Below are 25275 nucleotides of genomic sequence, written 5' to 3'. Positions count from 1 at the left end.
GTCACGCCAGGTTATGGCTACCCGGGTACCCCAACCGGGTCGAGATCTGCTTCGCCGCCTCGATCAGGTCAGGGACGTGCCGCTCCATCAACGCACGGGTCCACCGGTCCGCGGGCCCGGTCACGTTGACCGCCGCGATGGCGACGCCCTGGTCGCTCAGGATCGGCACCGCGATCGAGGTCGCGTTCGGGACCACCTCGCCGAGGCTCATCGCGTACCCCTGGCGGCGGATCGATGCGAGATCGTCCTCCAACTGCTTGCGGGTCGGGATCTCGACCTCCGGGTAGTCGACCCGGTCGGCCTGCTCCAGCCGGCTCAGGACACGGTCGACGGTGCCGGGGGCCGAGAAAGCCAGGATGGCGTGGCCGGTGGCGCCGATGAACAGCTCGTAGATGTGCCCTACGCCGGTGCTCAGGCGCAGCGGCTGGCGGCTCACCAGCTCCGCTACGCAGTACCGGGCCTGGTCGGTGGGGCAGTGCAGGCCGACGGTCTCGTTCGTGATCTCACGCAGCTCTTCCAGAAACGGCATCGACGCCGTCACCAGGTCCTCGTTCGCCGACCGGTGCATCATCACCCGGGCCAGGTTCATCACCGCCGGTCCGAGGCTGTAGCGGTTGGTCACCGAGTCCTGCACCAGGAAACCGCTGCTCTGCAGGGCTTTGACCATCCGGTGCACGGTCGGCATCGTCAGCCCGGTCTGCCGGGTCAGCTCGGTCAACGAGACCGTCGGGCGCTCCACGGTGAAGCACTTGAGGAGCTGCAACGCCCGGTGGATCGCCTGGGAGCCTCGCTCGGCGCCGTTAGCCCCGTCGCCGGTGGGCAGCGCATCCGCCTCTTTGGTCATTGTTCCCCCGCCAACTTTCCGTCTCGCCATGAGGTGGAAGTATATTTCACAACGTGGACTGCTGAGGCTAATCGATGAGACCTATACCACTACCACCTGAGTTCGCGTGGCGCACCATCCCCTCCCTCCTAGCGGCTCGCGTGCAGCGGACTCCCGACGCCAGGGCGGTTGTCGGGCGTTCTGGGAGAGGTTCCTACCACACGCTGAGCTACCAGGACCTTGACGCCGCCGCGGGGCGTGTCGCGGGCGCGCTCGCCGCGGCCGGCGTGCGGCGCGGCGACCGGGTGGGCTGGGTTCTCGACAACGGCAACGGTACCGACGCGCTCGTCGTCTACCACGCCGTGCTGCGACTCGGCGCGGTGAACGTACCCGTGAACGCGCGGCTCGCGCCGCCCGAGGTGGAGCACATCCTGCGCCACAGCGGGGCCCGTCTCGTGCTCGCCGGCGCCCAGCAGCGGGACCGGGTCGCCGCGGCGCCCTGCGACGTCGTGATCCTCGACGACGCCGACCCGCTCTCGTCGCTGCGCGGCACGCCGGCGCCACCGGTCGGTGGCCTGCGCGACACCGATCCGGCGAACCTGCTCTACACCTCCGGCACGACCGGGCGTCCCAAGGGTGTCCTGCACACCCACGGCTCCTCGCTCGCCGCCGCGATCGGCTGGAGCGACGCCTTCCGCCTCACCCCGCACGACGTGCTGCAGAGCCCCTTCCCGATCACCAGCGGGGCGGGTCTGCACTTCAACGCGCTGTCCTGCCTATGGGCAGGCGCCTGCGTCGTCGTCGACGACTACGACACCGCGGCGAGCCTCGCGCTGATCGCCGAGGTCGCAGCGACCGTGTACGTCGCCGTTCCCTCGATCTACGCATACTGGCTGGACAGTCCGGCGCTCACCGGGGCCTCGCTGGGCTCGCTGCGCATCCTCGATTACGGCGGGGCCAGCATGCCCGCCGCGCTGATCGAGCGGCTGCGCACGGCGGTGCCCTCGGCCGGGTTGATGCAGACGTACGGGCTCACCGAGGCCGGGCCGGGTGGCTGCTACCTGCCGGAGGAGTACGCGTTGACGCGACTGGGGTCGATCGGCAACCGCTGCGCCGGCCCGTTCACCCGCGTCCGCGTCGTCGACGAGGACGGCGCGGACGTGGGATCCGGCGGCACCGGCGAGCTTCTCCTGCGCGGCCCGTCGGTCATGGCCGGCTACTACCGTGACGAGGAAGCCACCGCGGCGGCGTTCACGGACGGCTGGCTGCGCTCCGGCGACGTGGTCCGCGTCGACGAGGAGGGCTTCCTTTACCACGTCGACAGGCGCAAGGACATCATCGTGCGAGGCGGGCACAACGTGGCCAGCGCCGAGGTGGAGGGGGCGTTGCACGCCCACCCGTCGGTACTCGAGGCGGCGGTGATCGGCGTGCCGCACCCGCGGCTCGGCGAGGACGTGTACGCGGTGGTCGTGCTGAGCGACAGCGCGGTCGGACCGACCCCGACCGTCGACGACCTGATCGCGCACTGCCGGACGCTGCTGGCGGACTTCAAGTGCCCGCGTCGGGTCGAGGTGGTCGACGCGCTGCCCCGCAATGCCGCCGGCAAGGTGCTCAAACAGCGCCTACGAGAGGGGGTAGGGGCGTGAGCGCGCCACCGGTCGGTGTGATGTACGCGAACGTCGGCGCGCTCGCCTCCCCGGAGGGTGCGCGGGCGCTGGCCCTCGCGTGCGCCGAACTCGGTGTCGAGTCGGTGTGGACAGTCGAGCACGTGGTGGTGACGCCGGCGATGCGGCAGGCCCGCCGCTACCCACCCGACCGGCGCACACCTGACGTCCTCGCGGACCAGCAGCCAGTACCTGACCCGTTGCTCTGGCTCACCTGGTTCGCCGCACACAGCAGCGACGTGCGGCTGGGCACCGCCGCGCTCGTGCTGCCGCTCCGCGACGCGGCGGTGACCGCGAAGGAGGTGGCCACCCTCGACATGCTCTCCGGCGGCCGGGTCGAGCTCGGGATCGGGGTCGGCTGGGCGGAGGACGAGTTCCGGGCGACCGGCCACCAATTCGCCGGGCGGGGCCGGCTCGTGGAGACCCAGCTCGACACGCTCCGGGAGCTGTGGGGGGAGCGGCCACACCCGCAGGCGGGTGGGTGGGTCCGCCCGGCGCCCGTCCAACGCCCGGTGCCACTGCACATCTGCGGCAGCTCGCCCGTCGCCGCGCGTCGCGCCGCGCGACTCGGCGCCGGCTTCCTCCCGGCCCGCCTCGCCGACGCGGCGCGACTGGTGCCGTACTACCGCGAGCAGGCGGCCCGCTACGGCGGCGATCCCGCCCGGCTGCCCGTGACGCTGGGCGCGTCCACCCGGGCCGAGCACCGCGAACTGCTGCGGGCGCTGGCCCCGACGAGGGTGCTGGTGCCGCCGCCCGCGGGCCCGGCCGAGAAAGTGCGCGACCAGCTCGCGGCGTTGCTCAGCCGGTACGCCTGGTGAGCTGCCGCGGCGGGTCGAGCACCTCGGCATACCAGTGCGCCAGGAGCAGCCCGTCGATCGGCACGTCGATCAGCAACGGGGCATCGCCGGACCAGCCACGGACCGCGTCGGTCAGTTCGGTGGCGGTGGCGGCCCGCCGAGCGTCGCAACCGAAGCCGGCGGCCACCTCCACCAGGTCCGGACCGGTGAATCGCGCGATCTCGTCCGGCAGCCCCTCGTGCCGTAGGTGGTGGATCTCCGCGCCGTAGGCCATGTCGTTGAAGACGACGATGAGCAGCGGGACCGCCTCCCGCACCACCGTGTCCAGGTCGGCGATGGACGTGGCGAGCCCGCCGTCGCCGATCACGCACACGTGTGCCGGCCCCGGCTTCGCGACCGCGGCCCCGATCGCCACGCCGAGGGCCTGCCCGATCGCGCCGAAGGTCAGTGTGAACTGGTACTGCCGGGGATCGGGCACCGCGATGAACTCCGTCGGGAACCCGATGTAGTGCCCGCCGTCCACGGTCAGCACCCGGTCGGCGGGCAGCGTCCGGTCGAGAACCATGGCCGCGGTCCGCGGGTCGAGCCGGTCCTCGTCGCTGCCGTCGACGACATCGTCGTCGGGCTTGCGCGCTGCCAGCCGGTCGAAGGCTCCCTCCGCGGCCCACCGCGCCGGTGCCTCGTCCGGATCCGGCAGCCGGGGCAGCAGCGCTTCCACCAATGCCCGCACGTCGGCGACGATCCCGTGGTCCGGCCGCGCCTGCCCGCCGATCGCGTCGGCGTCGTGGTCGCACTGCACGAGCGTGGCGCGGGGGAAGAGCCCACCCCGGGCGATCGTCCACACGCTCAGCGAAGCGCCGAGCGTGACCACCAGGTCGGCGGCGCCGAGCAGATCCCGGGCCAGCGGATGGGAAAAGCCACCAACCACGCCGACGTCGGCCGGGTGGCCGCGGAACCGGTCCTTGAGCAGCGCCGTGGTGCCGAGCAGCGCGCCGGTCCGTTCGGCCAGCTCCGCCACCGCGTCGCCGGCACCGGACCACTGCGCGCCCCGGCCCGCAACCACGACCGGATGCGTGGCGGAGGCGAACAGCCGCGCCAGCAGCGTCACGTCGGCCTCGGCCGCGGGCACCCGGTGCAGGCGCACCGCCGGCGCGGCCAGCGGCGCCGGCGGCCAGGTCCGCCGCTGCACCGCGCCGGGCACGCTCAGCACTACCGGCCGGCGCTCGCGCAGCGCCAGCTCGGCCGCCTCGATCAGCGCCGCCCCGGGATCGGCGTCGGTTACCCGGAGGTACGTGGCACCCGTGGCGGTGACGAGTGGCTCCTGTTCGATCGCCTGTCCGGCTGGCCGGCGACCCAGCGGCAGCTCGCTGGTGATGACCAGGACCGGGGAGGCGGAGCGGACCGCGGTCGTCAGCGCGGTGATCGCGTTGGTCAGGCCCGGGCCCTGGATGACCGTGCACACGCCCAGCCCGCCGGTGGTACGTGCCTGGCCGTCGGCCATGTTCACCGCGCCGGCCTCGTGCCGCGTCGCCACGTACCGGCCGCCGCGCTTCGCGAACTCACCGACCATGTGCATGTTGCCCACGCCCATCACGCCGAACATCTCGCGCGTGCCGAGGCATTCGAGCGCGTCGACGAGACGGGCGTAACCCGTGATTTCCGTACTCACGTAAGCCCCTTCAGGTTGTGCACTCCCGGCGTCCGTACGCCGCGGACCAGTTCCTCCACACGCTCGGTCAGGGCCAGGTTGACCGGGGTGGCGATCCCGGCCCGCGTCCCGGCCTCGACGACCGCGCCGTTCAGCCAGCGGACCTCGACCGACCGCCCCTTCTCGGCGTCCTGGAGCATCGACGGCTTGAGGTCGGGGAACGCCGCGTAGGTCCGCTCGAACGCGGCGTGGAAATCCCGCACCTCATCGGGATCGCCGACCAGCAACCGTTCCACGTCAGGGCCGTACATGATGGCGGGTTCGGTCGCGACGCCGTTGGCGCGCGCCACCGCGACCACCTCGAGCCCGGCCCGCAGGCAGACCGTCCGCACCGCGGGTATGGCCGCCATCCGGCCCAGGCCCAACCCCACCAGCGTCGAGACCGGGTTCAGCAGGCAGTTGCGGGTGAGCTTGCTCCACAGCTCCACCCAAATGTCCGACGAGACGACCACCGGCAGCGCCGCGCGCAGCCGGTCGGCGACCCCCGGGACCACGCCGGCCGTCGCACCGTCGATGGCGCCGATGACCAGATCGCCGTCGGACCGCTGCTGTGTGACCCGGCCCGGACCGAGGAGAGCGCCGTCGAAGCGGACCACGGCGCCGACCGTCCGGGCCGGCCCCACGACCTCGGCGATGACCGGCTCGTTGAGGCCGTTCTGCAGCGACACCACCGGGCACCGCGACGGCAGCCGGTCGACGAGCCGGAGCAGCGTCTCGCGCGTACGGTCCGACTTCACCGCGAGCAGGACGAGATCCGGCGTCGTCGCCGCGGCCAGCGCGGCCGGGTCGGAGAGACGGATGGCTGTTGGCCGGGTATGCAGCACCCCGCCCGGATGTTCCAGGGTGAGACCGTGCTGCCGGATGTGGTCGACGTTGTCGGCCCAGTCGTCGAAGACGGCGACGTCCTCGCCCGCGCCGGCGAGCCGGGCCGCGATGCCGGCGCCGATGCCGCCGGCCCCCACCACCCAGATCATGGCGCCTCCGCCACCGGTACGGCCGCCCAGCGCTGCGGTGGCCCGGGCGAGACCGTGGCAGCGCCGATCGTGGCGAGCCGCAGCAGGTGCGCGTGGGTCTCGCCGAGCGCCGCCCGGACCAGATAGGTGGGCAACCTGTCCAGGCGGTGGCGCCAGGTGAGCTCGCCACACACGTCGTACACCGTCTCGGCGCCGCGTAGCAGCACCATCAGCACCTCCTGGAGCCGCTCGTCGTGGTGATTCACGAGTTCCTTGGCTCGCCCCGCGGCGTCGGCGATGAACTGCTGATGGGCCGGGAAGGCGGCCCGGGGGCCCAGGTCGGCCACCGCCAGCAACGAGTGCAGATAGTCCGACAGGGGATCGGGGTCCGTGTGCGGTCCGTAGGAGATGTTCGGCGTCGCCCGGGACAGCAGGTTGTCCCCAGCGAACACCGCTCCCTCGGCAGGCAGGTCGAACATGAGGTGACCGGGGGTGTGCCCGGGCGAGTGAACAGCGACGAGCTCCCGGCCGGGTATCGGTGCCCGCTCACCGTGCTCCAGCTCGAGGTCCGGGAGGCAGATCTCGATGTCGCCGGGGCCAGCGAGCATCGCGGTGGTCAGCTCCGTCACCCTGCCGTCCGGCACGCCGGCCGCGCGGAGCCACTGCCGGGTCAGCGCGACACGATTCCCGTCTACGCCGTACCGGTCTTCGATGATCGCGGCGTCGGCTGGGTGCAGGGCGACCCACGCGCCCGTGGCTTTCCGGATGTGCGCCGCCAGCCCGTAGTGGTCGGGATGAATGTGGGTAACGAGGACACCGCGTAGGTCGGCGAGCGAGGCGCCGGCGGCGGCGAACCCCGCCGCCAGCAGGTCCAGCGCCGCGGGGCTCGGCCAACCGGCGTCCACGAGGTAGAAACCGTCGTCCGCCTCGATCGTGTAGACCCGCACGTAGGCCAGGCCGGTGCCGGTCATCGGTAGTGGAATCGCCCAGACCCCGGGCAGCACCCGCTCCACCGGGGGAAGGGCCGGCGCCTGGGCGGTCACCGGGCCGCCAGCAGATCGCGGACGGCGGAGCGAGGGATCTTGCCGGTTGCCGTCTCCGGCAGCGTGCCCAGGATCCGGACCAAGTCCGGCGTCTTCAACGACCCCAGGTGCCCCCGGACCCACTCCCGGATCGCCTCGGGCTCGACGGTGCCCGCGTGGGGGACGACGGCGGCGGCCACCCGTTCGCCCCACTCGGGGTCCGGGATGCCTACCACGGCCACGGCGGCGACGGACGGATGCCGCAGGACGACGTCCTCGATCTCGCCCGGCGCGATGTTCTCCCCGCCCTTGATGATGACGTCGTCGGCCCGACCGCCGAGGAACAGGTAGCCGTCGGCGTCGATCCGACCGGTGTCACCGGTACGCAGCCAGCCGCCCACCGCGCCGCCGCCGGGCGCGACCTGCGCGCCACGCAGCTCGACCAGGCCGGAGGCGCCGATCGGCAGCGGCTCGCCGCCGACGTCGACGATGCGCGCCTCGACGCCGGGCAGCACCCGCCCCACCGATCCGAGGCGCTCGACCGCGACCGGATCGCCGAGCGCGGCGGCCCGGTGGTCGTCGGGGCCGAGCACGGCAACGGTGGAGCTGGTCTCGGTGAGGCCGTAAGCGTTGACGAAGTCGGTCTCCGAGAACGCGCGCAGCGCACGCTCGATCGTGGGCCGGGGCATCCGCGCACCGCCGTAGGCGAGGCTGCGCAGGGCGGGCGCGGCCAGGTCAGGATCCCGGTCAAGGGTGTCGAGCACTCGCGCCAGCATCGTCGGCACCAGGAACGCGTGGGTGGCGCGTTCCTCGGCGGCGGCGCGCAGCCAACGCTCGGAGGTGAACCGGCCCATCGGCACGATCCGGCGACCCGCGTAGCACGAGGTGAGCACGGCGGCCACGGCGGCGATGTGAAAGGGCGGCGTGGCCAGCAGCAGCGCCTCGTCCGCGGCGGCCGCGCCGAGGTCGACGGTGTTGGTGACGTAGCTGAACAGGTTCGAGTGGGTCAGCGCGGTCAGCCTTGGCGGTCCGGTCGTACCGCTGGTGAAGAGCTCGACGGCGGTGTCGTCGGCGTCGGCGCCGGCGGGCCCGTCGTCGGCGGGCGGCGCGGTGAACAACTCGACGTCGTCCACTGTGGTCAGACCGGAGGGCGCCGCGACTCCGGCGGCCGACACGACGCAGGCGTCGGGCAGCCGATCGAGGAGTTCACCGACGCGGTCGGCGGGCAGCCGGTGGTTGACCGGGACGAACGGGAGGCCGGCCCAGGCCGCCGCGAAGAGCGCCACCGGCAGGGCAGCGGTGGCTTCGGAAAGCAGCACGACCCGGCGCACGTCCCGCCCCCGGATCAGGCGTGCCGCCGCCGCGACCCGGTCCCGGTACGCCGCGAAGGTCAGCGGTGTGCCGTCGGGCGCGCGCAGCGCGGGCCGGTCGGGAAAGGCCTCGGCCGCCATCTCCAGCAGCAGCGGCACACTCACGGCTGGGCGTCCATGGGGCGGAATCGTGGCAGCGAGATGCCCTCGGCGACGTCGTCGAACTGGACCTGTACGGCCATGCCGATGTGTACGTCCTCGGGGGCACATCCGACGAGGTTCACCATCAACCGGGGTCCCTCGGCCAGTTCGACCAGCGCGACGACGTACGGCACGTCGGCGGCGAACGCCGCGCTGGGCGCGCGCCGGACGATCGTGCAGGAGTAGACGGTGCCGGTACCGGCGGCGGGTCGCAACCGTACCGCGCGGCCGTGGCAACGCACGCAGACCAGCCGCGGGAAGAGTTGGTCGGCGCCGCAGTCGTCGCAGTGCTGCACCATGAGCCGGTGCTCTGCGGCGGCGCTCCAGAACCCGGCGCTGTCCTGGTCCGGCACGGGCAGCGGCTTGGCGGGAGCCGGTGGCACGGCGGATGTCACTGGGGCACCTCCGAGGAGAAGATCGCAGTGCAGTGCGAAGCGAGGATGCCGCCCTCGGTGTGCACCAGGGCGGTGCGCGCACCGGGGACCTGTCGGTCGCCGGCCATCCCGCGCAACTGATGCACCGCCTCTGTGACCATGAAGAGGGAGCTGGGCTTGCCGGCGTGGGAGTGGGAGAGCACACCGCCGTGCGTGTTCGTGGGCAAGCGCCCGCCCAGCCGGGTATGGCCGGCCGCGACGAACTCGCCCCCCTCGCCCTTGGCACAGAAGCCGAGGTCCTCCAACTGCATCGGCTGAATGAACGAGAACGCGTCGTAGACCATCGCGACGTCGATGTCCTCATGACGGCAGCCGGCCGCGGCGAACGCGGCGCGACCGGAGTCCGCCGCGCCCGTCTCGCTCAGCTCGGCAGCCTGGGAGACGTGCTCGAACGGGTGCGACTCGCCCATGCCGAGCAGGTACACCGGTGGCTGGCGCAGGTCCCGTGCGCGGGCCGCGGACGTGATCACGAACGCGGCGCCGCCGTCCGAGACCGCCGCGCACTCGAGCATGTGCAGCGGGTCGGCGATCAGTCGCGAGCCGAGCACGTCGTCGACCGTCAGCGGTTTGCGGAACTGCGCGGTCGGGTGCAGTGCGGCGTGCGCCCGGTCGACGACAGCCACCTCGGCGACATGTTCCGGCTTGATGGCGTACCGGTGGTAGTAGCGGGCGGCGACGAGGGCGTACAGCGCCGGGATCAGCAGGCCGGTCGGCGCCTCGAACTCCGGGTGTCCGATCGTCGCCATCGACTCGATCGTCGCCTGCCGGCCCATCCCGGTGGCCAGGTTGTCCGCCTTCGCGATGACCGCGACCTCTGCCTGACCGGTCACGATCATCGCCGCCGCGTACTGGATCAGCGCGGCCGACGTGGAGCCGCCGGTGTTGACCGTCAGGCAGTGCGCCGGACGGATGCCGAGGTACTCCGCCACCATCTCGGCGTGGTAGAGGTAAGGCCGCGGCCGGGAGTTACCCGTCATCAGCAGGTCTATGTCGGCCAGCGTGAGGCCGGCGTCGCGCACGGCCGACTCGATCGCGTCGGCGTGCAACTGCGTGCTCGATCGGTCGGGGACCTTGCCCACCGGTGTCTCGCCGATCCCGACGATGGCGACCGCGCCGCGCATCTCCACTCCCGCTCCTTCGTCGATTGGCTAGTAGGACTTCGGCAACCCGAGAACCTGGGTCGCGATGAAGGCCTTCGTCAGGTTGTTGGTGACCGGCGCGACCCGGGTCAGCGGCAGTTGCCGATAGAAGCGTTCGATGTCGTACTCCTTGGCGTAGCCGTACCCGCCGAACGTCTCGAACGCGACGTTGACCGCGTAGTGGGCCGCCTCCGTGGCGCGCAGCTTCGCGATGTTCGCCTGTGCACCGCAGTCCAGCCCGGAGTCGTACCGCCAGGCTGCTTCGTAGGTGGCGAGTTCGGCCAGCTTGAGCTGTGAGTACGCGTCGGCCAGCGGGAGCTGGACTCCCTGGTTCTGGCCGATCGGACGGCCGAACACCACGCGGTCGCGCGCATACGCCGCGGCGCGCAGGACAACGTTCAGTCCGAGGCCGACCGCCTCCGCCGCGATCATGATGCGTTCCGGGTTGATCCCGTCGAGCAGGTGCCGGAAGCCGTGCCCCTCCTCGCCGATCCGGCACGAGACCGGTACCCGCAGCTCGTCGATGACCACCTCGTTGGAGGAGACTCCGTTGCGGCCCATCTTCGGGATCTCAGTGATGATCACCTCGGGCACGCGCATCGGGATGAAGAGCAGCGTCATCCCATCGGTCTTGCGCTCCACCGCCGAGTACGGTTCGGTACGGCACAGCAGCAGTCCGTACTCGGCCTGGGCGGCCCGGCTGATCCACACCTTGCGGCCGTTGACCACGTACGTGTCGCCCTCGCGCCGGGCTGTCGTGGTGATCCGGGTGGTGTCGACCCCGGCGTCGGGCTCCGTCACGAGGAAGCAGGAATCCAGTTCGCCGCGCGCCGCCGCCGGCAGGTACTTCCGTTTCTGCTCCTCGTTGCCGTGCACGAGTATCGGGTTGAGCCCGAACATGCCCATGTGCACCACCGAGCAGGCGTCGAGCCCGCCGTTGCTCGCCGCGATCTCCTGGAGGACGATGGCGGCCTCGGTGACGCCGAGTCCGACCCCGTCCAGCTCGACGGGGAGCATCGTGCCGGGAAGGCCGGCCGCGACGCACGCCTTGGCGAACTCTTCTGGGAAGATCTTCTCCTCGTCTATCCGGCGCCAGTAGGGCGAGTCGAAGCCTTGGCAGAGTTGCCGGGTGGACTCGCGAAGGGCCAACTGGGTCTCGCTCAGATTGAAGTCCAAACCGGCACCTCCCCCCACCCACGGTGTGCGAAAGTTGCCTCCATATTGTGGAAGCTACGGAGGCTGACGCCGCCGGGTCAAGCCCCGAAGTGCGGGATTGACGGGTCCGCAGAGAAGTGGATAGGGTCTCCACAATCTGGAAGTCACCGCCCGGTGGGGGTACGTCAACGTGGACCTGCGCGACACCTCGGCCGAGGCGGCGTTCCGTGCGGAGGCGAGGGAGTGGCTCGCCGCGCACCGTCCGGACCCACCCCTGCCATCCGGCGACACGGCAGCTGGTTTCGCCCTGCACGTGCAGTGGGAGCGCGAGCTCTTCGACGCCGGCTGGGCGGTGGTCTCCTGGCCCAAGCGCTACGGCGGCCGGGACGCATCGCTCGTCGAATGGCTCATCTTCGAAGAGGAGTACTACAGGTCGGGCGCGCCACAACGGGTCACTCAGAACGGCATCTTCCTGCTGGCCCCGACCTTGTTCGCCTTCGGCACGCAAGAGCAGCAGGACCGCATCCTGCCGCGGATGGCGGCCACGCAGGACGTGTGGTGCCAGGGGTGGTCCGAGCCGGAGGCCGGCAGCGACCTGGCCTCCATCCGCAGTCGGGCGGTCCGGGACGAGCAGGCCGGCGGCTGGCGGCTGACCGGTCAGAAGACGTGGACGACGCGAGGAGCGTTCTGTACCCACCTGTTCGGGTTGTTCCGCACCGACCCTGAGGCGGGACGGCACCGCGGGCTCACCTACTTCCTCGTGCCGCTGCATTCTGAGGGCGTCACGGTCCGCGGATTCGGCCGGCTCGACGGCGACGACGGATTCGCCGACGTCTTCTTCGACGAGGTGTTCGTGCCCGACGACGCCGTGCTCGGCGGGGTGAACGAGGGCTGGCGGGTGGCGATGGCGACGACAGGGTCGGAGCGCGGCCTCACCTTGCGCTCGCCGGGAAGGTTCCGGCAGACCGCCCGGCGCCTCGTCGACCTGGCTGCCAGCGGCGGCGACGACCTCGACGCGCGGCTGGCGGACGAGGTGGTGCAGGGGTGGATGGCAGCCGAGGCGTACCAACTCTTCACGCTCAGGCAGATCACCGGAATCCTCAACGGGCACGAGCCTGGCGCGGCGTCGAGCCTCAACAAGCTCTTCTGGTCTGAGCTGGACATCCGGCTGCACGCCACCGCGCTCGAACTGATCGGCGCCGACGGCGAGTTGGACGGTCCGTGGAGCCGCGGGTACCAGTTCGCACTGGGCGGGCCGATCTACGCCGGAACCAACGAGATCCAGCGCACTATCGTTGCCGAGCGCCTGCTCGGCCTGCCCAGGAGATAGGCGCCGATGCATTTCGCACTTTCCGCCGAGCAGGAGGAGTTCCGCTCCGTCATCCGGTCCCTGCTCGAGCGCGAGTGCTCCACCCAGGTGTTGCGCTCCGCCCCGGACGGACCACTGTTGCCGGGCCTTTGGCGCCGGCTCGGCGAGATCGGCGCACTGGGCCTGCTGGTGCCGGAGGAGCACGGCGGACTCGGGCTCGACGAGGTCTCGATGGTCGCCGTACTGATAGAGGCCGGCCGGGTCGCCCTCCCGCTTCCCGCGACGGAGGCGATCGCGCTGGCGGGTCCGTTGCTCGCCGGACTGCCCGAGCACCGGACGATCCTCGCGTCGATACTCCGGGGTGAGCTGACGATCGCCGCCGACCCCGCCACCACCGGCAAGTTCCCACACGGCCACACCGCGGAATTTGTCCTCAGTGGAGGGTGGGGTGGGGCCGGCTCGGTCCACCTGACCCCGATCGACGCGGGTGACCTGGCGTCCCTTGCCTCGGTGGACCCGACCCGCGGTCTGGTCCGTCATACCGGACCGGTCGGTGAGCCGATCGCCGACGGGCCCGAAGTGCTGCGAGGTTGGCGGCGTGCCGTCCTGGGCACCGCCGCCGAACTCGTCGGGCTCGGGCGCCGGATGCTCGACATGGCGGTACGGCACGTGATTGACCGTCGCCAGTTCGGCGCTCCGGTGGGCAGCTTCCAGGCCGTCCAGCACGCGCTGGCTGAGGCGCTGGTGCGGATCGAGTTCGCCGAGCCCGCGGTACTGGCCGCCGGGTACAGCATGGCGACCGGTTCATCGGACGCCGGACGGGACGTGTCGATGGCGAAAGCGCTGGCGGGCACGGCGGCATCGGCGGTGGCCCGGACCGCGCTCCAATGCCACGGTGCGCTCGGGTACACGGTCGAGTACGAACTGCACCTGTTCCTGAAACGCACCTGGGCGCTCGCGGAGGCGTGGGGCGGGGCCGGCTGGCACCGCCGCGAGGTGGGCCGGTCGCTCGGCCTGGTGCGGTGACGAGGAAGGCGGCGACGATGACAGATCAACCAGGGCAGGCGCAGGACGTGGTGCGGTACGAGCGGCGCGGCCCGGTCGCCATCGTCACCCTGAATCGCCCTCGCTACCGCAACGCGCAGAACTCAGCCATGACGTACGCCCTCGACGACGCCTTCTACAGCGCGGCGGACGACGGCGAGGTCGCCGTGATCGTGCTGCGGGGCAACGGTGAGCACTTTTGCGCCGGGCACGACATCGGCACGCCTGAGCGGGACGTCGACAAGACCTTCCAGCGCCGCGCCGGACTGTGGTGGGACCACGTCGGCCGCCCCGGCGCGGAAAGCCGGTTCGCCCGCGAGTCAGAGGTGTACCTCGGAATGTGCCGTCGATGGCGGGAACTGCCGAAGCCGACGATCGCGTCGGTGCAGGGCGCCTGCATCGCTGGTGGACTCATGCTGGCCTGGGTCTGCGACCTCATCGTCGCCGCAGACGACGCGTTCTTCGCCGATCCCGTGCTGCGGATGGGCATCCCCGGAGTGGAGTACTTCGCCCACCCGTGGGCCCTCGGTGCCAGACAGGCCAAGGAGTTTCTCTTCCTCGGTGAGCGGATCGACGCGCACCGTGCCCATGAGCTCGGCATGGTGAACCGGGTGGTCCCGCGAGCCGACCTGGAGGCGGAGACCCTCGACATCGCGACCCGGATCGCGGCGATGCCACCGCTCGGCCTGGCGCTCGCGAAGCGAGCGGTCAACCAGGCCGAGGACCTGATGGGAATGCGCGACGGCATGGACGCCGCCTTTGGCCTGCACCATCTGGCACATGCCCACAACGCCGAGGTCGGACGGGACTCGCTGGCCGGCCACGACGCCAGGTCCATGCGCGACGCCGCCCGAGCGACGGGCGGGTCATGACCCGTAGCGCACCACGCCGCCGGTGATAGTCATCCGGACCAGGCCGGCGTGCGGTTCGGCGAGTGCCCGGGTGAGCGGCTCGCCGAGCAGGCATAGGTCCGCGGCCACGCCAGGACGGACAGTGCGGGGCCGGCCGCCGGGTGTGTCCAATGGGGACAGGAGCCCGGCCAGGACGGTACCGGCCGGGACCCGTTCATCAGCGCCGATCAGTCTGCGCCGCCGGGTCAGTCGGTCACCGGCGGTCGCCATCGCGGCCCACGGGTCGATTTCGCCGTACGGCGCGTCGCTCGACGGTGCCACAGGCACGCCGGCGCCGAGCAACGACGCGTACGGGTACAGGTAGGGCAGGTCGTCGCCAGCCACGTCGGTCAGGTAGTCGTCACCCCGGTCGCGGATGAATCCGGGCTGCGTCACCACCCGTACCCGGAGCCTTGCGATCCAGGACCGGACCTCGTGCGGCACCACGGCGGCGTGCTCGATCCGGTCGCCCGGAACCGAACCGGCCTGCTCCAGCGCGGTGAGCGTCAACAGCAGCGACTCGCGGGAGACACAGTGCACAGCCACCTGGGCCCCTTGACGGTGGGTGGCGGAGACGGCTTCGACCAGCTCGTCGAGCCGGGGCAGATCGTGGTCCCGCAGCAGGAGTTTTCGCGGGCCGATCCGCACCGTCCGCGGCAGCCCGGCCGGATCGGACCACCCGAGCAGCTGGAGCCGGACCGGCAGGCCGCCGTGCAGGACCGCACGGGTGAGCAGCTCCACCGACCCCTGGTCGAGATCCGGCGTGGCATCGGTGACACCGGTGATTCCGAACGAGACGAGCCGCGCGCCCACGGCATTCAGGTCGGGTGGGGCACCCGGGATCGCGGATCGCAGCCGCGCGTCGTACCGCCAGAGCCGGCCGGTCGGTGCCCCGCTGTCGTCCCGCTCCACGTCGGCACTGTCGTCAAGGGCGGGTGAGACGAGTGCGAGGGCGGCGGAGTTCAGCATCCACAGGGCGCCGCTGCGATGTTGGATCCGCAGCGGCCGGTCAGGTAGGAGAGCGTCCAGCCTCCGCCGGTCCAGGTCGCCGGCGACCTGTTCGTGGTAGCCGACGCCGCGCAGCCACGTGTCCTTCGGCAGCTTCGCGGACATCCGGGCCAGCGCCCGCCGGAGACCGTCAGCGTCGGCCACGCTCGGTGGGCCGCACTCGACCGAGGAGGCCGCGGCCGCCGTGGCGAGCAGGTGCAGGTGGTGGTCGTGCAGGCCCGGAAGGAGCGCACCGCCGCGGCCGTCGACGACGTCGTCCCCGGAGTCGGGTTCCAGGTCTGGCTCTACGGCGACGACGACGCCGGCCGCGATCCGGACCGCCGCCGGTCGGCCGTCGACCTGGACGTTGCCGAGAAACAAGCTCACGCCAGACCCAGCCGGCGCAGCACGACCTCAGTATCCGCGCCGAGCGCGTGGGCCGCGGCGGTGGGCTGGCGGGCGACCGGGGCGCTGACCTCCACATCACCGGGCGGGTGGACCGGCCCCTGGGCGGCGAGCATCGTGACGTCCCGCATGGCGATATCGACGAGCCAGGCGTTTTCGCCGAGCAGCGCCGCGGCGGCGGCCACCGCGCCGTACACACCGGTCAACGGGTCGGCGATCGCGTCCCCGCACGGCAATGGCTTGCCGCCCTCGCGGACGACCATACCGGCGGCCGCGGCCACGTCGTCGCCAAAGCCGACCCTGTGCTGCCAGGGGCCGGTCCGGCCGTACGCTGTGATCGACACCCAGCTTGTTCCGTTCGCGACGGCCTGCTCGGCGTCGATCCCCAGCTGCCGCATCGCGCGGGGCCGGGACGCCTCCAGCACTATGTCGGCGCGCCCCACCAGCGCTTTGAGCGCCGCCAAGCCGCTCGGCTCGGTCAGGTCCAGCGCCACCGCGGCATGACCCGCGTGCAGCAGGTCGAAGAAGGCGCGCGGCCCTGCACGCGCGCCGTCCGGACGCCGTACTCCCTCTACCTTCACCACCTTGGCCCCGGCCCGACCGAGCAGGTGTGCGCAGAGCGGCCCCGCCCACAGCGAGGTGAGGTCCACGACGAGGGGCGCGCCACGGCCGGCGCGCGGTCCGCCCCGAGTGAAAATCGCGGCGGTACGGTCGGAGCCAGCGAGCTGTCTGCGGTGGCGCAGCTGTTCGTCGTCCGGGCTGCCGCGAGGTAGGGCAGCGGCCGCGATGCCGAGCAGTTGGGCTCGGTCGGCCGCCGCGACAGTCCCGCGCCGCCGCGCCCAGCCCGCCACGTCGGCCCACGGGTCCGTACCCGTTCGACCCTCGGTCAACGCCGGCACGAGGTCGAGGTCGCCGGCGCGGGGGAGAGAGATGCCGAGCCATCCATCTATTGTGGACAACAGGCGAAACGCGCCGCCACAGGAGATCGGGCCCTTCCTCGTGAAGCCGGCGATGGCGGCCCGCTCCGCGAGCAGCCCAGGCCCAGGCAGGTCGGGGTCGCGGCCGGTGCGGGCCCGGGTCAACCCGGCGAAGACCGCGAGCGCCGCCCGTACCGCCGTAGCGGGCTCGCCCGGCGCGACGAGCGCCGGACCGTCCGCACGGCCGGTGAGTGCCATGGCACCGGACGCGGCCCAGTCCGTCAGGGGCGATGGCGCCCCGGCGAGGTCGATGGTGAGGCCGGAGCCGGCATCCGGCGCCGTGCCGAGGAGGCTGAGCAGGTCGCGGGCGCGGACCGCGGCGGGGCCGGCACCGGCGACGTCGAACCGATGCCCGGTCAGCGGGCCGGGCCGCGCCTCAGACACGCGAGTCCACCAAGCCCCACGCGATGGCTGTCGTCACATCCACCGGCTCCGCGCGCAGGGCGAGGTAGGCGGTGCGCCAACGGCCGACCCGCCGGGTGATGCTGACCGTACCGCCGGCACCGGGCACCAAGCCCATGCGCAACTCGGGAAGCTGGAAGCGTGCGTCGTCGCTGGCGTCGAGGCGACCGGCGAAAGCGGGGACCTCGATGCCGGCGCCGATGCAGGAGCCGTGGACGACCGCCCGGACCCGGTCCGCCACCCGATGCACTGAATACCCCGCGCTCTGCCGCAGCCGGATCAGGTGGGCGGCGGCCACGTGCGGAGTGGTGCCGAACTCGTCAAGATCGCCACCGCTGGAGAAGGAAGGCCCGGCGCCGGAGAGTTCGACGGCGGAGATCGAGTCGTCGAGCTCGCACAGCCCCATCGCCTCGACGATGCCGTCCCGGATCCCCCGGTCGAAGGCGTTGTGCCGGTCCGGCCGGTTCAACACGACGTGCAGCGTGTCGCCGACCCGGAACAGTCGGACGGGTTCGGCGGCAGGCGGGATGGCTCGCCTCGGGGTGCGCTCGCGCCAGGCCAGAAACTCCGGTCCGGCCAGCAGCATCGAGTACGCGAGCGACTCAGCGAGCAGCCCATCGGCAACTCGTGCCTCGGCGGTCAGCCGCAGCAGGCCGACCAGGGTCAGTGTTGCGCACGGCGAGGCTTCGGCGGTGGCGCGCAGGGCGGCGACGGCCCGGTCCAGGTCGGGCACCGTGACGCAGGTGCGGGGGAGGTCACGATCGGTCAGGTTGGGCACCGCGACCAACGTGCAGGTGAGCGCCTCCAGCAGAGGGTCGGTCGACTCGGTTGGTCGGACACGGGTAACCCCGACCAGGGCCGGCGTGCCAAGGGTGGCCGCTTCGGTGGCCTCGCCGACCTGATCGGGTGAGAGCGCGTCCAGGTCGAGGATGCGCAGCGGCCGCGAGGGTCGGCCTTCTTCGTCCAGTTCGAGCTCGGTTAGGCCGGGCCCAGGCGGCGGTACCACGGAGGACAGCTTACTGACCTGGGACGACAGCAGCCTAGAAGCCGATCTGCTGCTGACCCCGCCTCGCCATCACCATCTCGGGGCGACCACGACTACTCGATCAAGGGCAACGTCCATTCCCTGCCGGAACGGCGGGTCCTGAACTCTGGCCGCCACCTGTTCGTCGAGGAAGAGAATGCCGTGCTGCGCCCCGGTGGACCCGCCAAGACTTCCGGGCCAGATCATCGGTGCCCTCAGCGTCCGTCAGCCGTTCGCGGCGTTGACGACGCGGCTAGTCGGGTAGCAGCGTCGTCCCTGCCAGTTGATACCCCCGTTGGGTATCGGTTTGTGTCGCCCCTCGGACACCAACCAGTATCGATCAAACTCGCACGCCGGGGCCGTGGCCCCGGCGATTCTGTTTCTGTAGATCCAGCTCGACAGTGAACCCGCAATGGCAAGCCAAGGTCGGTCATGGCGGTGTGTAGGGACGTACGGACCCAGTCGAGGTTCGGGCAGTCTGAGGCGGAACGCAGTGTCAACCAGCGCCAAACGATGGTCCCGTTGAAGACCCTCGTCAAATGTGGCGGTCAGCTATCGGAAGAAACTCACGATGGGGCAATCGGTGGGTCCTGGTCCAGCGTGGATCCTTCATAGACCCTGCGAGTCCGTGCGCTTCCGAAGCGCGTCACGATCTCGTAGTTCGTCGTGTCGGCTGCGGCCGCCCAGTCGTCAGCGGTGGGTTCGCCGTCATCACCGGGTCCAAAGAGCGTCGCGACGTCACCTGGGGAGACCGGGAGGTCGCCGACGTCGACGACCACTTGGTCCATGCAGACCCGACCCGCGATGGTATGAGTCCGGCCGTTGAGCCTGACTGGGCCGACATTCGACGCGTGGCGCGGCACGCCGTCGGCGTAACCGAGGGGGATGACCGCGACCGTCGTCTCGCCCGTGGTGGTGTAGGTGTGAGCGTAGGAAACCCCGGTGCCGGCGGGAATCCGCTTCGAGAGCATGACCTTGGCCCGAGCGGTCATCGCCGGTCGCAGACCGAACCGCTCGCCCGGGACGGGCGACAGCCCGTAGATGGCGATACCGGCGCGGACCATGTCGAAGTGAGCGTCGGGGCGGGTGAGGGTCGCCGCCGAGTTGGCGATGTGCCTGAGACTTGGGTGCACACCGTGTCGCGCGGCGATCGACAGCGCCTCCCGGAACGCGTCGAGCTGGGCGTCGATCGTCTCGTGGCCGGGATCGTCGGCTGCGGCAAGGTGGCTCCATACCCCCGCGACCCGGACGGTTCCCCTTGCCTCGGCCTGTGCGGCGGCGTGCACAAGAAGCGGCCAGTCCATCATGGTGGCGCCGCCCCGACTCAGTCCGGTGTCGACCTTGAGATGGACGTGAACCGGTTTGCCGGCCTCAGCTCCGGCTTTGATCATCTCGTCGAGCTGAGCGACGGTGGCGACGCCGAAGTCGATGCTCGCATCGATGCCTTCGCGCAGCGGGAGCCCGGGGGACAACAGCCAGGCCAGCACCGGCGCGGTGATGCCGGCACGGCGCAGAGCGAGCGCCTCGTCGAGCGTGGTGACGCCGAGCCACGTCGCGCCACCTGAGAGTGCGGCTCTCGCCGACTCGACCATCCCGTGCCGGTAGCCGTCGCCCTTGACGACCGCCATTACTGCGGCGTTCGTGCTGGCGCACAATCTCGACACGTTGTCGCGGATAGCGTCGAGGTTGACGCGAACTTCGGCCTGCCACCTCACCACGGACCTCCTCGCATGTTGGAACCGCCGGCCTTGGGCAGCCGGACGACGCCACAGTGGGCCTTGGGGAAGGAGGCTCGGTGTGGCGCCGACGTGCTGCCAGCAGAGCTTGCGGAGTTTAAGAGGCGACGGCTTCTTTGCCGTCGCGGACCTCGAATTCGCCGACTGCGGCGATGCCGAACGTGGTTTGGTGGAGCGTCAGGAGCGTGGCGCCCTTGCCTCCGTGGAGGGCTCGGGACTCGGCGATCTGGTAGGTCGCCGGTGCGACGCCGTGCGCAAAAAGTCGCTTGCCGGAGCCGACCAGGACGGGGAACTGGACCAGCCGGTAGACGTCGACCAGGCCGGCGTCGTGCAGGTTGCGTGCAAGACGCCAGCTGCCGTGTACCTGGAGATCGCCGCCGGGCGTCTCCTTCAGCTTGCGTACCTGTTCGATGACGTTCCCGCGCAGCATTGTGGTGTCACCCCACGCGGTATCGGCGTCGTTGAGGGTATTGCTTGCGACGTACTTCTTTCCGTTGTTTAGGGTCGCGGCAACGGTGTTGACCGGGTCGGTGACGTGTGGCCAGTACGAGCGCATCATTTCAAAGGTTGTGCGGCCGAGCAGGATTCGCTGACCGGGTCGATCTTCATGACTCTCCAATTGCGAGCATAACGCCTAACACGTCGCTCCGAAGAGCGTCGCGTAGACAAGCCTAGAATGTGGGGATACCTACTTGCTGTCGCTTCGAGGCGACAGATTCCGGCGCCTGTACGCCGAAAAGCAACGACTACTTTTCCTACGAATGTGCCCGAACCTCCGGGTCCGGCTGCGACTCCGATTCCACCACCTCGGCGGTCGGGGGAACCCGGCGGAAAACCGCTGCGGCCAGAGCGGCGAACACCAGGAAGGCGATCGCGCCGACCGCTGCGACGGTGGTCAGGCCAGCCGTGAAGGCGGTGCGAGCGGCATCGAGGATCTGGCCACTGAGCGGCTCCGGCAGGGCAGCTGCGGCCACGGCCGCCTCGGTGATGCCTTTCTCTACGGTGTCTTGGACCTCCGCGGAGGTGCCGGGCGGAGCTGTGACGTTGTCGCGGTAGACGAACGTTGCGAGGCTCCCGAGAGTGGCAACGCCCACCGCGACGCCGAACTCGCCGCTGGTCTCCGACAGGGAGGCCGCTGAACCGGCCTTCTCCGGCGGCGAGGATCCGAGCAGCAGGTTCATCGTCAGGGCCATGGTCGGGGAGATGCCCAGACTGGTCATCGTGAGTCCGAGCACGACCGGCGTGAGACCTCCGTCGACCGTGGCGCGAGTCTGGAGGAACAAGCCTGCCGCAGCGACGATGAGACCGCCTGACATCAACAGAGCGGGACGAACACGACGGGCGGCGACGGGCGCTGCCATCAAGCCGGCCGCCATGGCGATCGTCTGCGGAATGAGCCATAGCCCGGCCTGCAACGGCGACAGGCCGCGCACGGTCTGCAGATAGAGCGTCGAAGTCAACGTGACACCAGCCATGACGATGCCCAACCCGAGCCCGGTGCCCAAAGCACTCGTGAACGAGCGGTTCGCGAACAGTCGCAGATCCAGCAACGGGCTGGCCAGGTGACGCTGGCGCCTGATGAACACGATCGCGGCGATCACGCCGCCCGCGACGGCGACGCCGGCGGTGGTCTGCCAACCGTCTCGCGCGAGCTCCTTGAGGCCGTAGATGACCGGCAGGATCGCGGCTAACGACAACGCCACGCTCGCCAGGTCCAAGCGTCCCGCGTTCGCGTCGCGGTACTCAGGAAGCAGCAACGGACCGGCCACCAGGAGCAGGAGCATGAACGGTACGCCAAGCAGGAAAGCCGATCCCCACCAGAACGTCGACAACAGCGCGCCCCCGACCAGTGGGCCGACCATCATGCCGCCCATGAAGCAGCTGAACCAGACTCCGATGGCCGTGGCCATCTGCTTCGGGTCGGAAAACATGTTGCGGATGAGGGCCATGGTCGACGGCATCAGCGTCGCGCCGGCGATGCCCAGCAACGCGCGGGCGACGATGAGCGTCACCGGATCGTTGGCATAGGCGGCGATGACCGACATGACCCCGAACGCGGCGGCGCCGATCAGCAGCAGCCGGCGCCGACCAATCCGGTCGCCGAGAGTGCCCATCGTGACCAGGAAACCGGCCAGCATGAACGAGTAGATGTCGAGCACCCAGAGTTGCTGGGTGGCATCCACGCCCAGATCGCCGGCCAGTTGCGGGAGGGCGAGGTAAAGCACGCTGACGTCCACGGACAACAGCAGGGTGGGTAGGGCCAGGGTGGCTAGACCTAGCCACTCGCGTCGGGTCGCGCGCGTGGGCTCCATCGCGGTTCTCCTTCGAATGTCGATCCTCTAGCTTCCGACGGGCGAACCGCGCCGGAATCGACAAGCTCAGCCAACCGAGTCGCGAGAAACTCCCGTTCGGCGTCGTTGCCGACCAGCGCCAAGGCCTCGCGATAGGCGGCCGCGGCTGCCACACGATCGCCGAGCCGGCGCAACAGGTCCGCGCGCACCGCCGGCACATAGTGGTAGCTGGCCAGGGTTCCGTCGCCCACGAGCGCGTCCAGGGCAACCAGTCCTGCTCGCGGCCCGTGGAGCATCGAGTCGGCGATAAGGCGGTTGAGCGCGACCACCGGCGAGGGCCAGATGGTGAGCAGCACGTCATACAGCCGAACCACCCGCGACCAATCGGTGTCGCTAAAGGTCACGGCTCTGGCGTGTACGCACGCGATCGCGGCCAGGAGCGTGTAGCGGCCGATCCGGCCGTCGCTGAGCGCCTCCTCCACGAGGCGGTGCCCCTCGTCGATGGCTGTGCGGTCCCAGGCGGTCCGGTCCTGGTCCTCGAGCCGCAGGAGGCGGCCCTGAGCGTCGGTACGAGTGCCACGGCGTGAGTCGGTGAGTAGCAGGAGGGCGAGCAGCCCACGGACCTCTGGCTGGTCGGGCATCGCCTGGTGCAGCATCCGCGCCAGGTGCAGCGCGCGTTCGACCAAGTCGACGCGCAGGAGCTCGGTGCCGCTGGGTGCGGTATGGCCGGCGTTATAGAACAGATGGACCACCGTGAGCACGGCGTCCAGGCGTTCGGGTAGCTCCTGCACGCCGGGCACCCGGTATGGGACGCCCGCTGCACCGATCTTCCTTTTGGCGCGGGTGATTCGGGCGGCCATCGTGGACTCACTCACCAGGAACGCGCGTGCGATGTCGGCGGTGGATACCCCACACACCAGTCGCAATGTCAACGCGACCTGGGCTTCAAGTGCCAGAGCCGGATGACAACAGGTGAAGACGAGCCGCAGATGCTCGTCGGGCAGGGAGTCGTCGGGCAAGTCGAGCTCCGCCTGCTGCGGTTCCACGAGCAGGGGCAGTTTCGCCCGTACGACCTTCTCATGGCGTATCGCGTCGAGTGCCTTCCGCCTCGCGGCGGCGGTCAGCCACGCGCCCGGTTTGCGTGGCACGCCGTCCCGACGCCACGTTTCGAGCGCGGCGAGGTAGGCCTCCTGCACGCATTCCTCGGCCAGGTCGAGATCGCCGACTACGCGAGCGGTTGCCGCGAGGACGAAGGCCCATTCGCGCACGTGCGCTTCGGTCACCGCGTTCTCGACCGCGTCCGCGAGGTGCCGCGCCTTACTCGTTCGGTCGGGCTGCGAGATTCGTTGGACGCCCACTGTCACGAGGCTAGGTCGCCCTCCCCATCATCGTCGTCGCTGCGCGGCGACAGTCTCGAACGACGCGTACGTCGAAAGGAGACCCGATCTACGCCCGGAGGCGGCGGACGGGACAAGCCGCGGGCCATAGCGTCGAGGCCAGGTTGGTGGTGCCAACCGGGTCACCCAACGGATATAGGAGCCATGGGCTGTCCGTGGAAGAAAATCGCACGTTTGTAGCGAGCCTCGTCGGCGTCCGGATGCCGTCAGTGCTGTTGCGGTCCACGGCCGGCCCGTCGGTCGACCTCGCCCGGCTGGGTCCAGGACGGACCGTGCTGTATGTGTACCCGCTGAACGGCCAACCGGGCGTCGACCTGCCGCCGGGGTGGGACACGATACCCGGCGCCCGAGGTTGCACGGCACAAGCCTGCGATTTCCGGGACCACCACGATGTGCTGCGCGCGGCCGGCGTCGCTCGCGTGTTCGGGCTGTCCGCCCAGCGCCGCGGCTATCAGCGGGAGCTGGTCGATCGGCTGCACCTGCCGTTCGCGATGCTCGCTGACCCAGCCTTCGCCCTGCGTCATGCCCTGGGCCTGCCTACATTCGAGGCGGGAACCTTGACGGTCTACCAACGGCTCACCTTGATCATCCAGTGTGACGTCGTCGAACACGTCTTCCACCCGATCGCGGAGCCCGACCGGCATGCCCGGCAGGTGCTGACCTGGCTGACCAGCGAAGGGAGCCTTGCCTGATGACGGCCATAACCTGGATCGGTTCGGGCGCGATGGGCGCCCGCATGGCCGGTCGCCTGCTTGCGGCAGGCCACCGCCTCACCGTCTGGAATCGCACGCCCGGGCGCGCGCAACCCCTCGTCGAGGGAGGTGCGCGTCTTGCCGCGACGCCGACGGAGGCGGTCCGCGGCGCCGATGTGGTGTTCATGATGCTGGCGGATCCTGCGGCCGTCGGCGATGTCGTCGACGGACCGGAGGGTGTGGCGGCTGGCCTTTCCGGCGGTGCGACGGTAATTGACATGTCGACGGTCGGCCCAGCGGCGGTCATGCGCGTGGCGGGGCTACTGCCTGAGGGTGCGGCGCTGGTGGACGCACCCGTATTGGGCAGCCTGTCAGAGGCTGAGACCGGCAGTTTGACTTTGCTGGTCGGCGGTCCTGACCAGGTTGTCACGCGGTTGGAGCCGTTGTTGTCGCAGCTTGGTGAACCGGTGCACGTCGGTCCGCTCGGCAGCGGCGCGACAGCCAAGCTCGTCGCCAACTTCGCGCTGCTCGGCACCGTAGGCCTGCTCGGTGAGGATCTCGCGGTGGCCGAGGCACTCGGATTGCCGCGTGAGGTCACGTGGCGAGTTCTCGGGCTCACCCCACTCGCGGCCCAGGCAGCGCGGCGCCGCCCCGCCCTCGAGAAGGACGATTTCCCCGCGCGGTTCGCGTTGGCGATGGCGCGCAAGGACGCGGATCTCGTCGTCGAGGCCGCCGAAGCGGTCGGTGTTGACGTCAGGTTCGCCCGCGCAGTCCGCAGTTGGCTGCGCGACGCTGAGGCGGCCGGACTTGGCGGAGCTGACTACACGGCGATGCTCGCGCACATCGGCGCGGCGCGCCACGCCACTCGAGCACCGACAGGGAACGAGAACTGGGCATGATCCGAAACCGTTCCGG

Annotated in this window: 22 protein-coding genes; 7 read left to right on the top strand and 15 right to left on the bottom strand. The window is 70.7% G+C overall.

Annotated elements, in window-relative coordinates; genetic code table 11:
• Nucleotide 1 precedes the first annotated feature (1 nt).
• Entirely contained in the window at nucleotides 2-844 is an 843-nt protein-coding gene (locus Air01nite_RS17950) for an IclR family transcriptional regulator (RefSeq protein WP_203703694.1), read from the bottom strand.
• 140 nt (nucleotides 845-984) lie between these two features.
• On the opposite strand from Air01nite_RS17950, the gene Air01nite_RS17945 reads away from it, so the two are divergent.
• Both Air01nite_RS17945 and Air01nite_RS17940 read left to right on the top strand, forming a co-directional pair.
• Nucleotides 985-2469 (top strand): class I adenylate-forming enzyme family protein, encoded by a 1485-nt coding sequence (locus Air01nite_RS17945; protein ID WP_203703693.1) that lies wholly within the window; start codon nucleotides 985-987, stop codon nucleotides 2467-2469.
• Complete coding sequence (locus tag Air01nite_RS17940) at nucleotides 2466-3305, top strand: TIGR03619 family F420-dependent LLM class oxidoreductase (RefSeq protein ID WP_203703692.1); 840 nt, start codon at nucleotides 2466-2468, stop codon at nucleotides 3303-3305. Before Air01nite_RS17945 ends, Air01nite_RS17940 begins: the two co-directional genes overlap by 4 nt.
• Here the strand turns inward: Air01nite_RS17940 and Air01nite_RS17935 are convergent.
• Genes Air01nite_RS17935 through Air01nite_RS17905 form a run of 7 tightly spaced genes read right to left on the bottom strand, consistent with a single transcriptional unit; the run spans nucleotide 3286 to nucleotide 11227 of the window.
• Nucleotides 3286-4953 carry a thiamine pyrophosphate-binding protein gene (locus Air01nite_RS17935; RefSeq protein WP_203703691.1) on the bottom strand — a complete coding sequence of 556 codons (1668 nt, stop codon included), beginning with the start codon at nucleotides 4951-4953 and terminating at the stop codon, nucleotides 3286-3288. The genes Air01nite_RS17940 and Air01nite_RS17935 overlap by 20 nt on opposite strands.
• Entirely contained in the window at nucleotides 4950-5966 is a 1017-nt protein-coding gene (locus tag Air01nite_RS17930; protein ID WP_203703690.1) for a ketopantoate reductase family protein, read from the bottom strand. The genes Air01nite_RS17935 and Air01nite_RS17930 overlap by 4 nt, the downstream gene beginning before the upstream one ends.
• Nucleotides 5963-6988 (bottom strand): MBL fold metallo-hydrolase, encoded by a 1026-nt coding sequence (locus tag Air01nite_RS17925; RefSeq protein ID WP_203703689.1) that lies wholly within the window; start codon nucleotides 6986-6988, stop codon nucleotides 5963-5965. The genes Air01nite_RS17930 and Air01nite_RS17925 overlap by 4 nt, the downstream gene beginning before the upstream one ends.
• The gene (locus Air01nite_RS17920) at nucleotides 6985-8442 is read right to left on the bottom strand and encodes a class I adenylate-forming enzyme family protein (protein ID WP_203703688.1); all 1458 of its coding nucleotides are present in this window, start codon (nucleotides 8440-8442) and stop codon (nucleotides 6985-6987) included. Before Air01nite_RS17920 ends, Air01nite_RS17925 begins: the two co-directional genes overlap by 4 nt.
• Nucleotides 8439-8873 (bottom strand): Zn-ribbon domain-containing OB-fold protein, encoded by a 435-nt coding sequence (locus Air01nite_RS17915; protein ID WP_203703687.1) that lies wholly within the window; start codon nucleotides 8871-8873, stop codon nucleotides 8439-8441. The genes Air01nite_RS17920 and Air01nite_RS17915 overlap by 4 nt, the downstream gene beginning before the upstream one ends.
• Nucleotides 8870-10033 (bottom strand): thiolase C-terminal domain-containing protein, encoded by a 1164-nt coding sequence (locus Air01nite_RS17910; protein WP_239090777.1) that lies wholly within the window; start codon nucleotides 10031-10033, stop codon nucleotides 8870-8872. The genes Air01nite_RS17915 and Air01nite_RS17910 overlap by 4 nt, the downstream gene beginning before the upstream one ends.
• A 27-nt stretch (nucleotides 10034-10060) precedes the next feature.
• Complete coding sequence (locus tag Air01nite_RS17905) at nucleotides 10061-11227, bottom strand: acyl-CoA dehydrogenase family protein (RefSeq protein WP_203703685.1); 1167 nt, start codon at nucleotides 11225-11227, stop codon at nucleotides 10061-10063.
• Nucleotides 11228-11396: 169 nt separating this feature from the next.
• Here Air01nite_RS17905 and Air01nite_RS17900 point away from each other — a divergent pair, with 169 nt between their 5' ends.
• The 3 genes from Air01nite_RS17900 to Air01nite_RS17890 are packed head-to-tail and all read left to right on the top strand — an operon-like array spanning nucleotide 11397 to nucleotide 14431.
• Complete coding sequence (locus Air01nite_RS17900) at nucleotides 11397-12536, top strand: acyl-CoA dehydrogenase family protein (protein WP_239090775.1); 1140 nt, start codon at nucleotides 11397-11399, stop codon at nucleotides 12534-12536.
• A gap of 6 nt (nucleotides 12537-12542) precedes the next feature.
• Nucleotides 12543-13541 carry an acyl-CoA dehydrogenase family protein gene (locus Air01nite_RS17895; RefSeq protein ID WP_203703684.1) on the top strand — a complete coding sequence of 333 codons (999 nt, stop codon included), beginning with the start codon at nucleotides 12543-12545 and terminating at the stop codon, nucleotides 13539-13541.
• A gap of 17 nt (nucleotides 13542-13558) precedes the next feature.
• The gene (locus Air01nite_RS17890; protein WP_203703683.1) at nucleotides 13559-14431 is read left to right on the top strand and encodes an enoyl-CoA hydratase; all 873 of its coding nucleotides are present in this window, start codon (nucleotides 13559-13561) and stop codon (nucleotides 14429-14431) included.
• Here the strand turns inward: Air01nite_RS17890 and Air01nite_RS17885 are convergent.
• From Air01nite_RS17885 to Air01nite_RS17855, 7 genes are all read right to left on the bottom strand, one after another.
• Complete coding sequence (locus Air01nite_RS17885; protein WP_203703682.1) at nucleotides 14426-15823, bottom strand: amidohydrolase family protein; 1398 nt, start codon at nucleotides 15821-15823, stop codon at nucleotides 14426-14428. The two genes, Air01nite_RS17890 and Air01nite_RS17885, sit on opposite strands and share 6 nt — an antisense overlap.
• Nucleotides 15820-17202: a CoA transferase gene (locus Air01nite_RS17880; protein ID WP_203703681.1), complete on the bottom strand. Its 1383-nt coding sequence runs from the start codon at nucleotides 17200-17202 to the stop codon at nucleotides 15820-15822. The genes Air01nite_RS17885 and Air01nite_RS17880 overlap by 4 nt, the downstream gene beginning before the upstream one ends.
• The gene (locus Air01nite_RS17875; RefSeq protein ID WP_203703680.1) at nucleotides 17195-18226 is read right to left on the bottom strand and encodes an enoyl-CoA hydratase/isomerase family protein; all 1032 of its coding nucleotides are present in this window, start codon (nucleotides 18224-18226) and stop codon (nucleotides 17195-17197) included. Before Air01nite_RS17875 ends, Air01nite_RS17880 begins: the two co-directional genes overlap by 8 nt.
• A 584-nt stretch (nucleotides 18227-18810) precedes the next feature.
• Nucleotides 18811-19962: an alanine racemase gene (gene alr / locus Air01nite_RS17870; protein ID WP_203703679.1), complete on the bottom strand. Its 1152-nt coding sequence runs from the start codon at nucleotides 19960-19962 to the stop codon at nucleotides 18811-18813.
• Nucleotides 19963-20077: 115 nt separating this feature from the next.
• Nucleotides 20078-20599: a dihydrofolate reductase family protein gene (locus Air01nite_RS17865; RefSeq protein ID WP_275408209.1), complete on the bottom strand. Its 522-nt coding sequence runs from the start codon at nucleotides 20597-20599 to the stop codon at nucleotides 20078-20080.
• Nucleotides 20600-20735: 136 nt separating this feature from the next.
• Entirely contained in the window at nucleotides 20736-22292 is a 1557-nt protein-coding gene (locus Air01nite_RS17860) for an MFS transporter (protein ID WP_203703677.1), read from the bottom strand.
• Nucleotides 22256-23554 (bottom strand): RNA polymerase sigma factor, encoded by a 1299-nt coding sequence (locus Air01nite_RS17855; RefSeq protein ID WP_239090774.1) that lies wholly within the window; start codon nucleotides 23552-23554, stop codon nucleotides 22256-22258. Before Air01nite_RS17855 ends, Air01nite_RS17860 begins: the two co-directional genes overlap by 37 nt.
• 269 nt (nucleotides 23555-23823) lie before the next feature.
• On the opposite strand from Air01nite_RS17855, the gene Air01nite_RS17850 reads away from it, so the two are divergent.
• Both Air01nite_RS17850 and Air01nite_RS17845 read left to right on the top strand, forming a co-directional pair.
• Nucleotides 23824-24360 carry a peroxiredoxin gene (locus tag Air01nite_RS17850; RefSeq protein WP_239090773.1) on the top strand — a complete coding sequence of 179 codons (537 nt, stop codon included), beginning with the start codon at nucleotides 23824-23826 and terminating at the stop codon, nucleotides 24358-24360.
• Nucleotides 24360-25259 carry an NAD(P)-dependent oxidoreductase gene (locus Air01nite_RS17845; protein ID WP_203703675.1) on the top strand — a complete coding sequence of 300 codons (900 nt, stop codon included), beginning with the start codon at nucleotides 24360-24362 and terminating at the stop codon, nucleotides 25257-25259. The genes Air01nite_RS17850 and Air01nite_RS17845 overlap by 1 nt, the downstream gene beginning before the upstream one ends.
• Nucleotides 25260-25275: the final 16 nt, after the last annotated feature.

It is taken from the genome of Asanoa iriomotensis, from assembly GCF_016862515.1.
Taxonomy (GTDB): domain Bacteria; phylum Actinomycetota; class Actinomycetes; order Mycobacteriales; family Micromonosporaceae; genus Asanoa; species Asanoa iriomotensis.
This window is presented reverse-complemented; position numbering and strand designations above follow the sequence as displayed.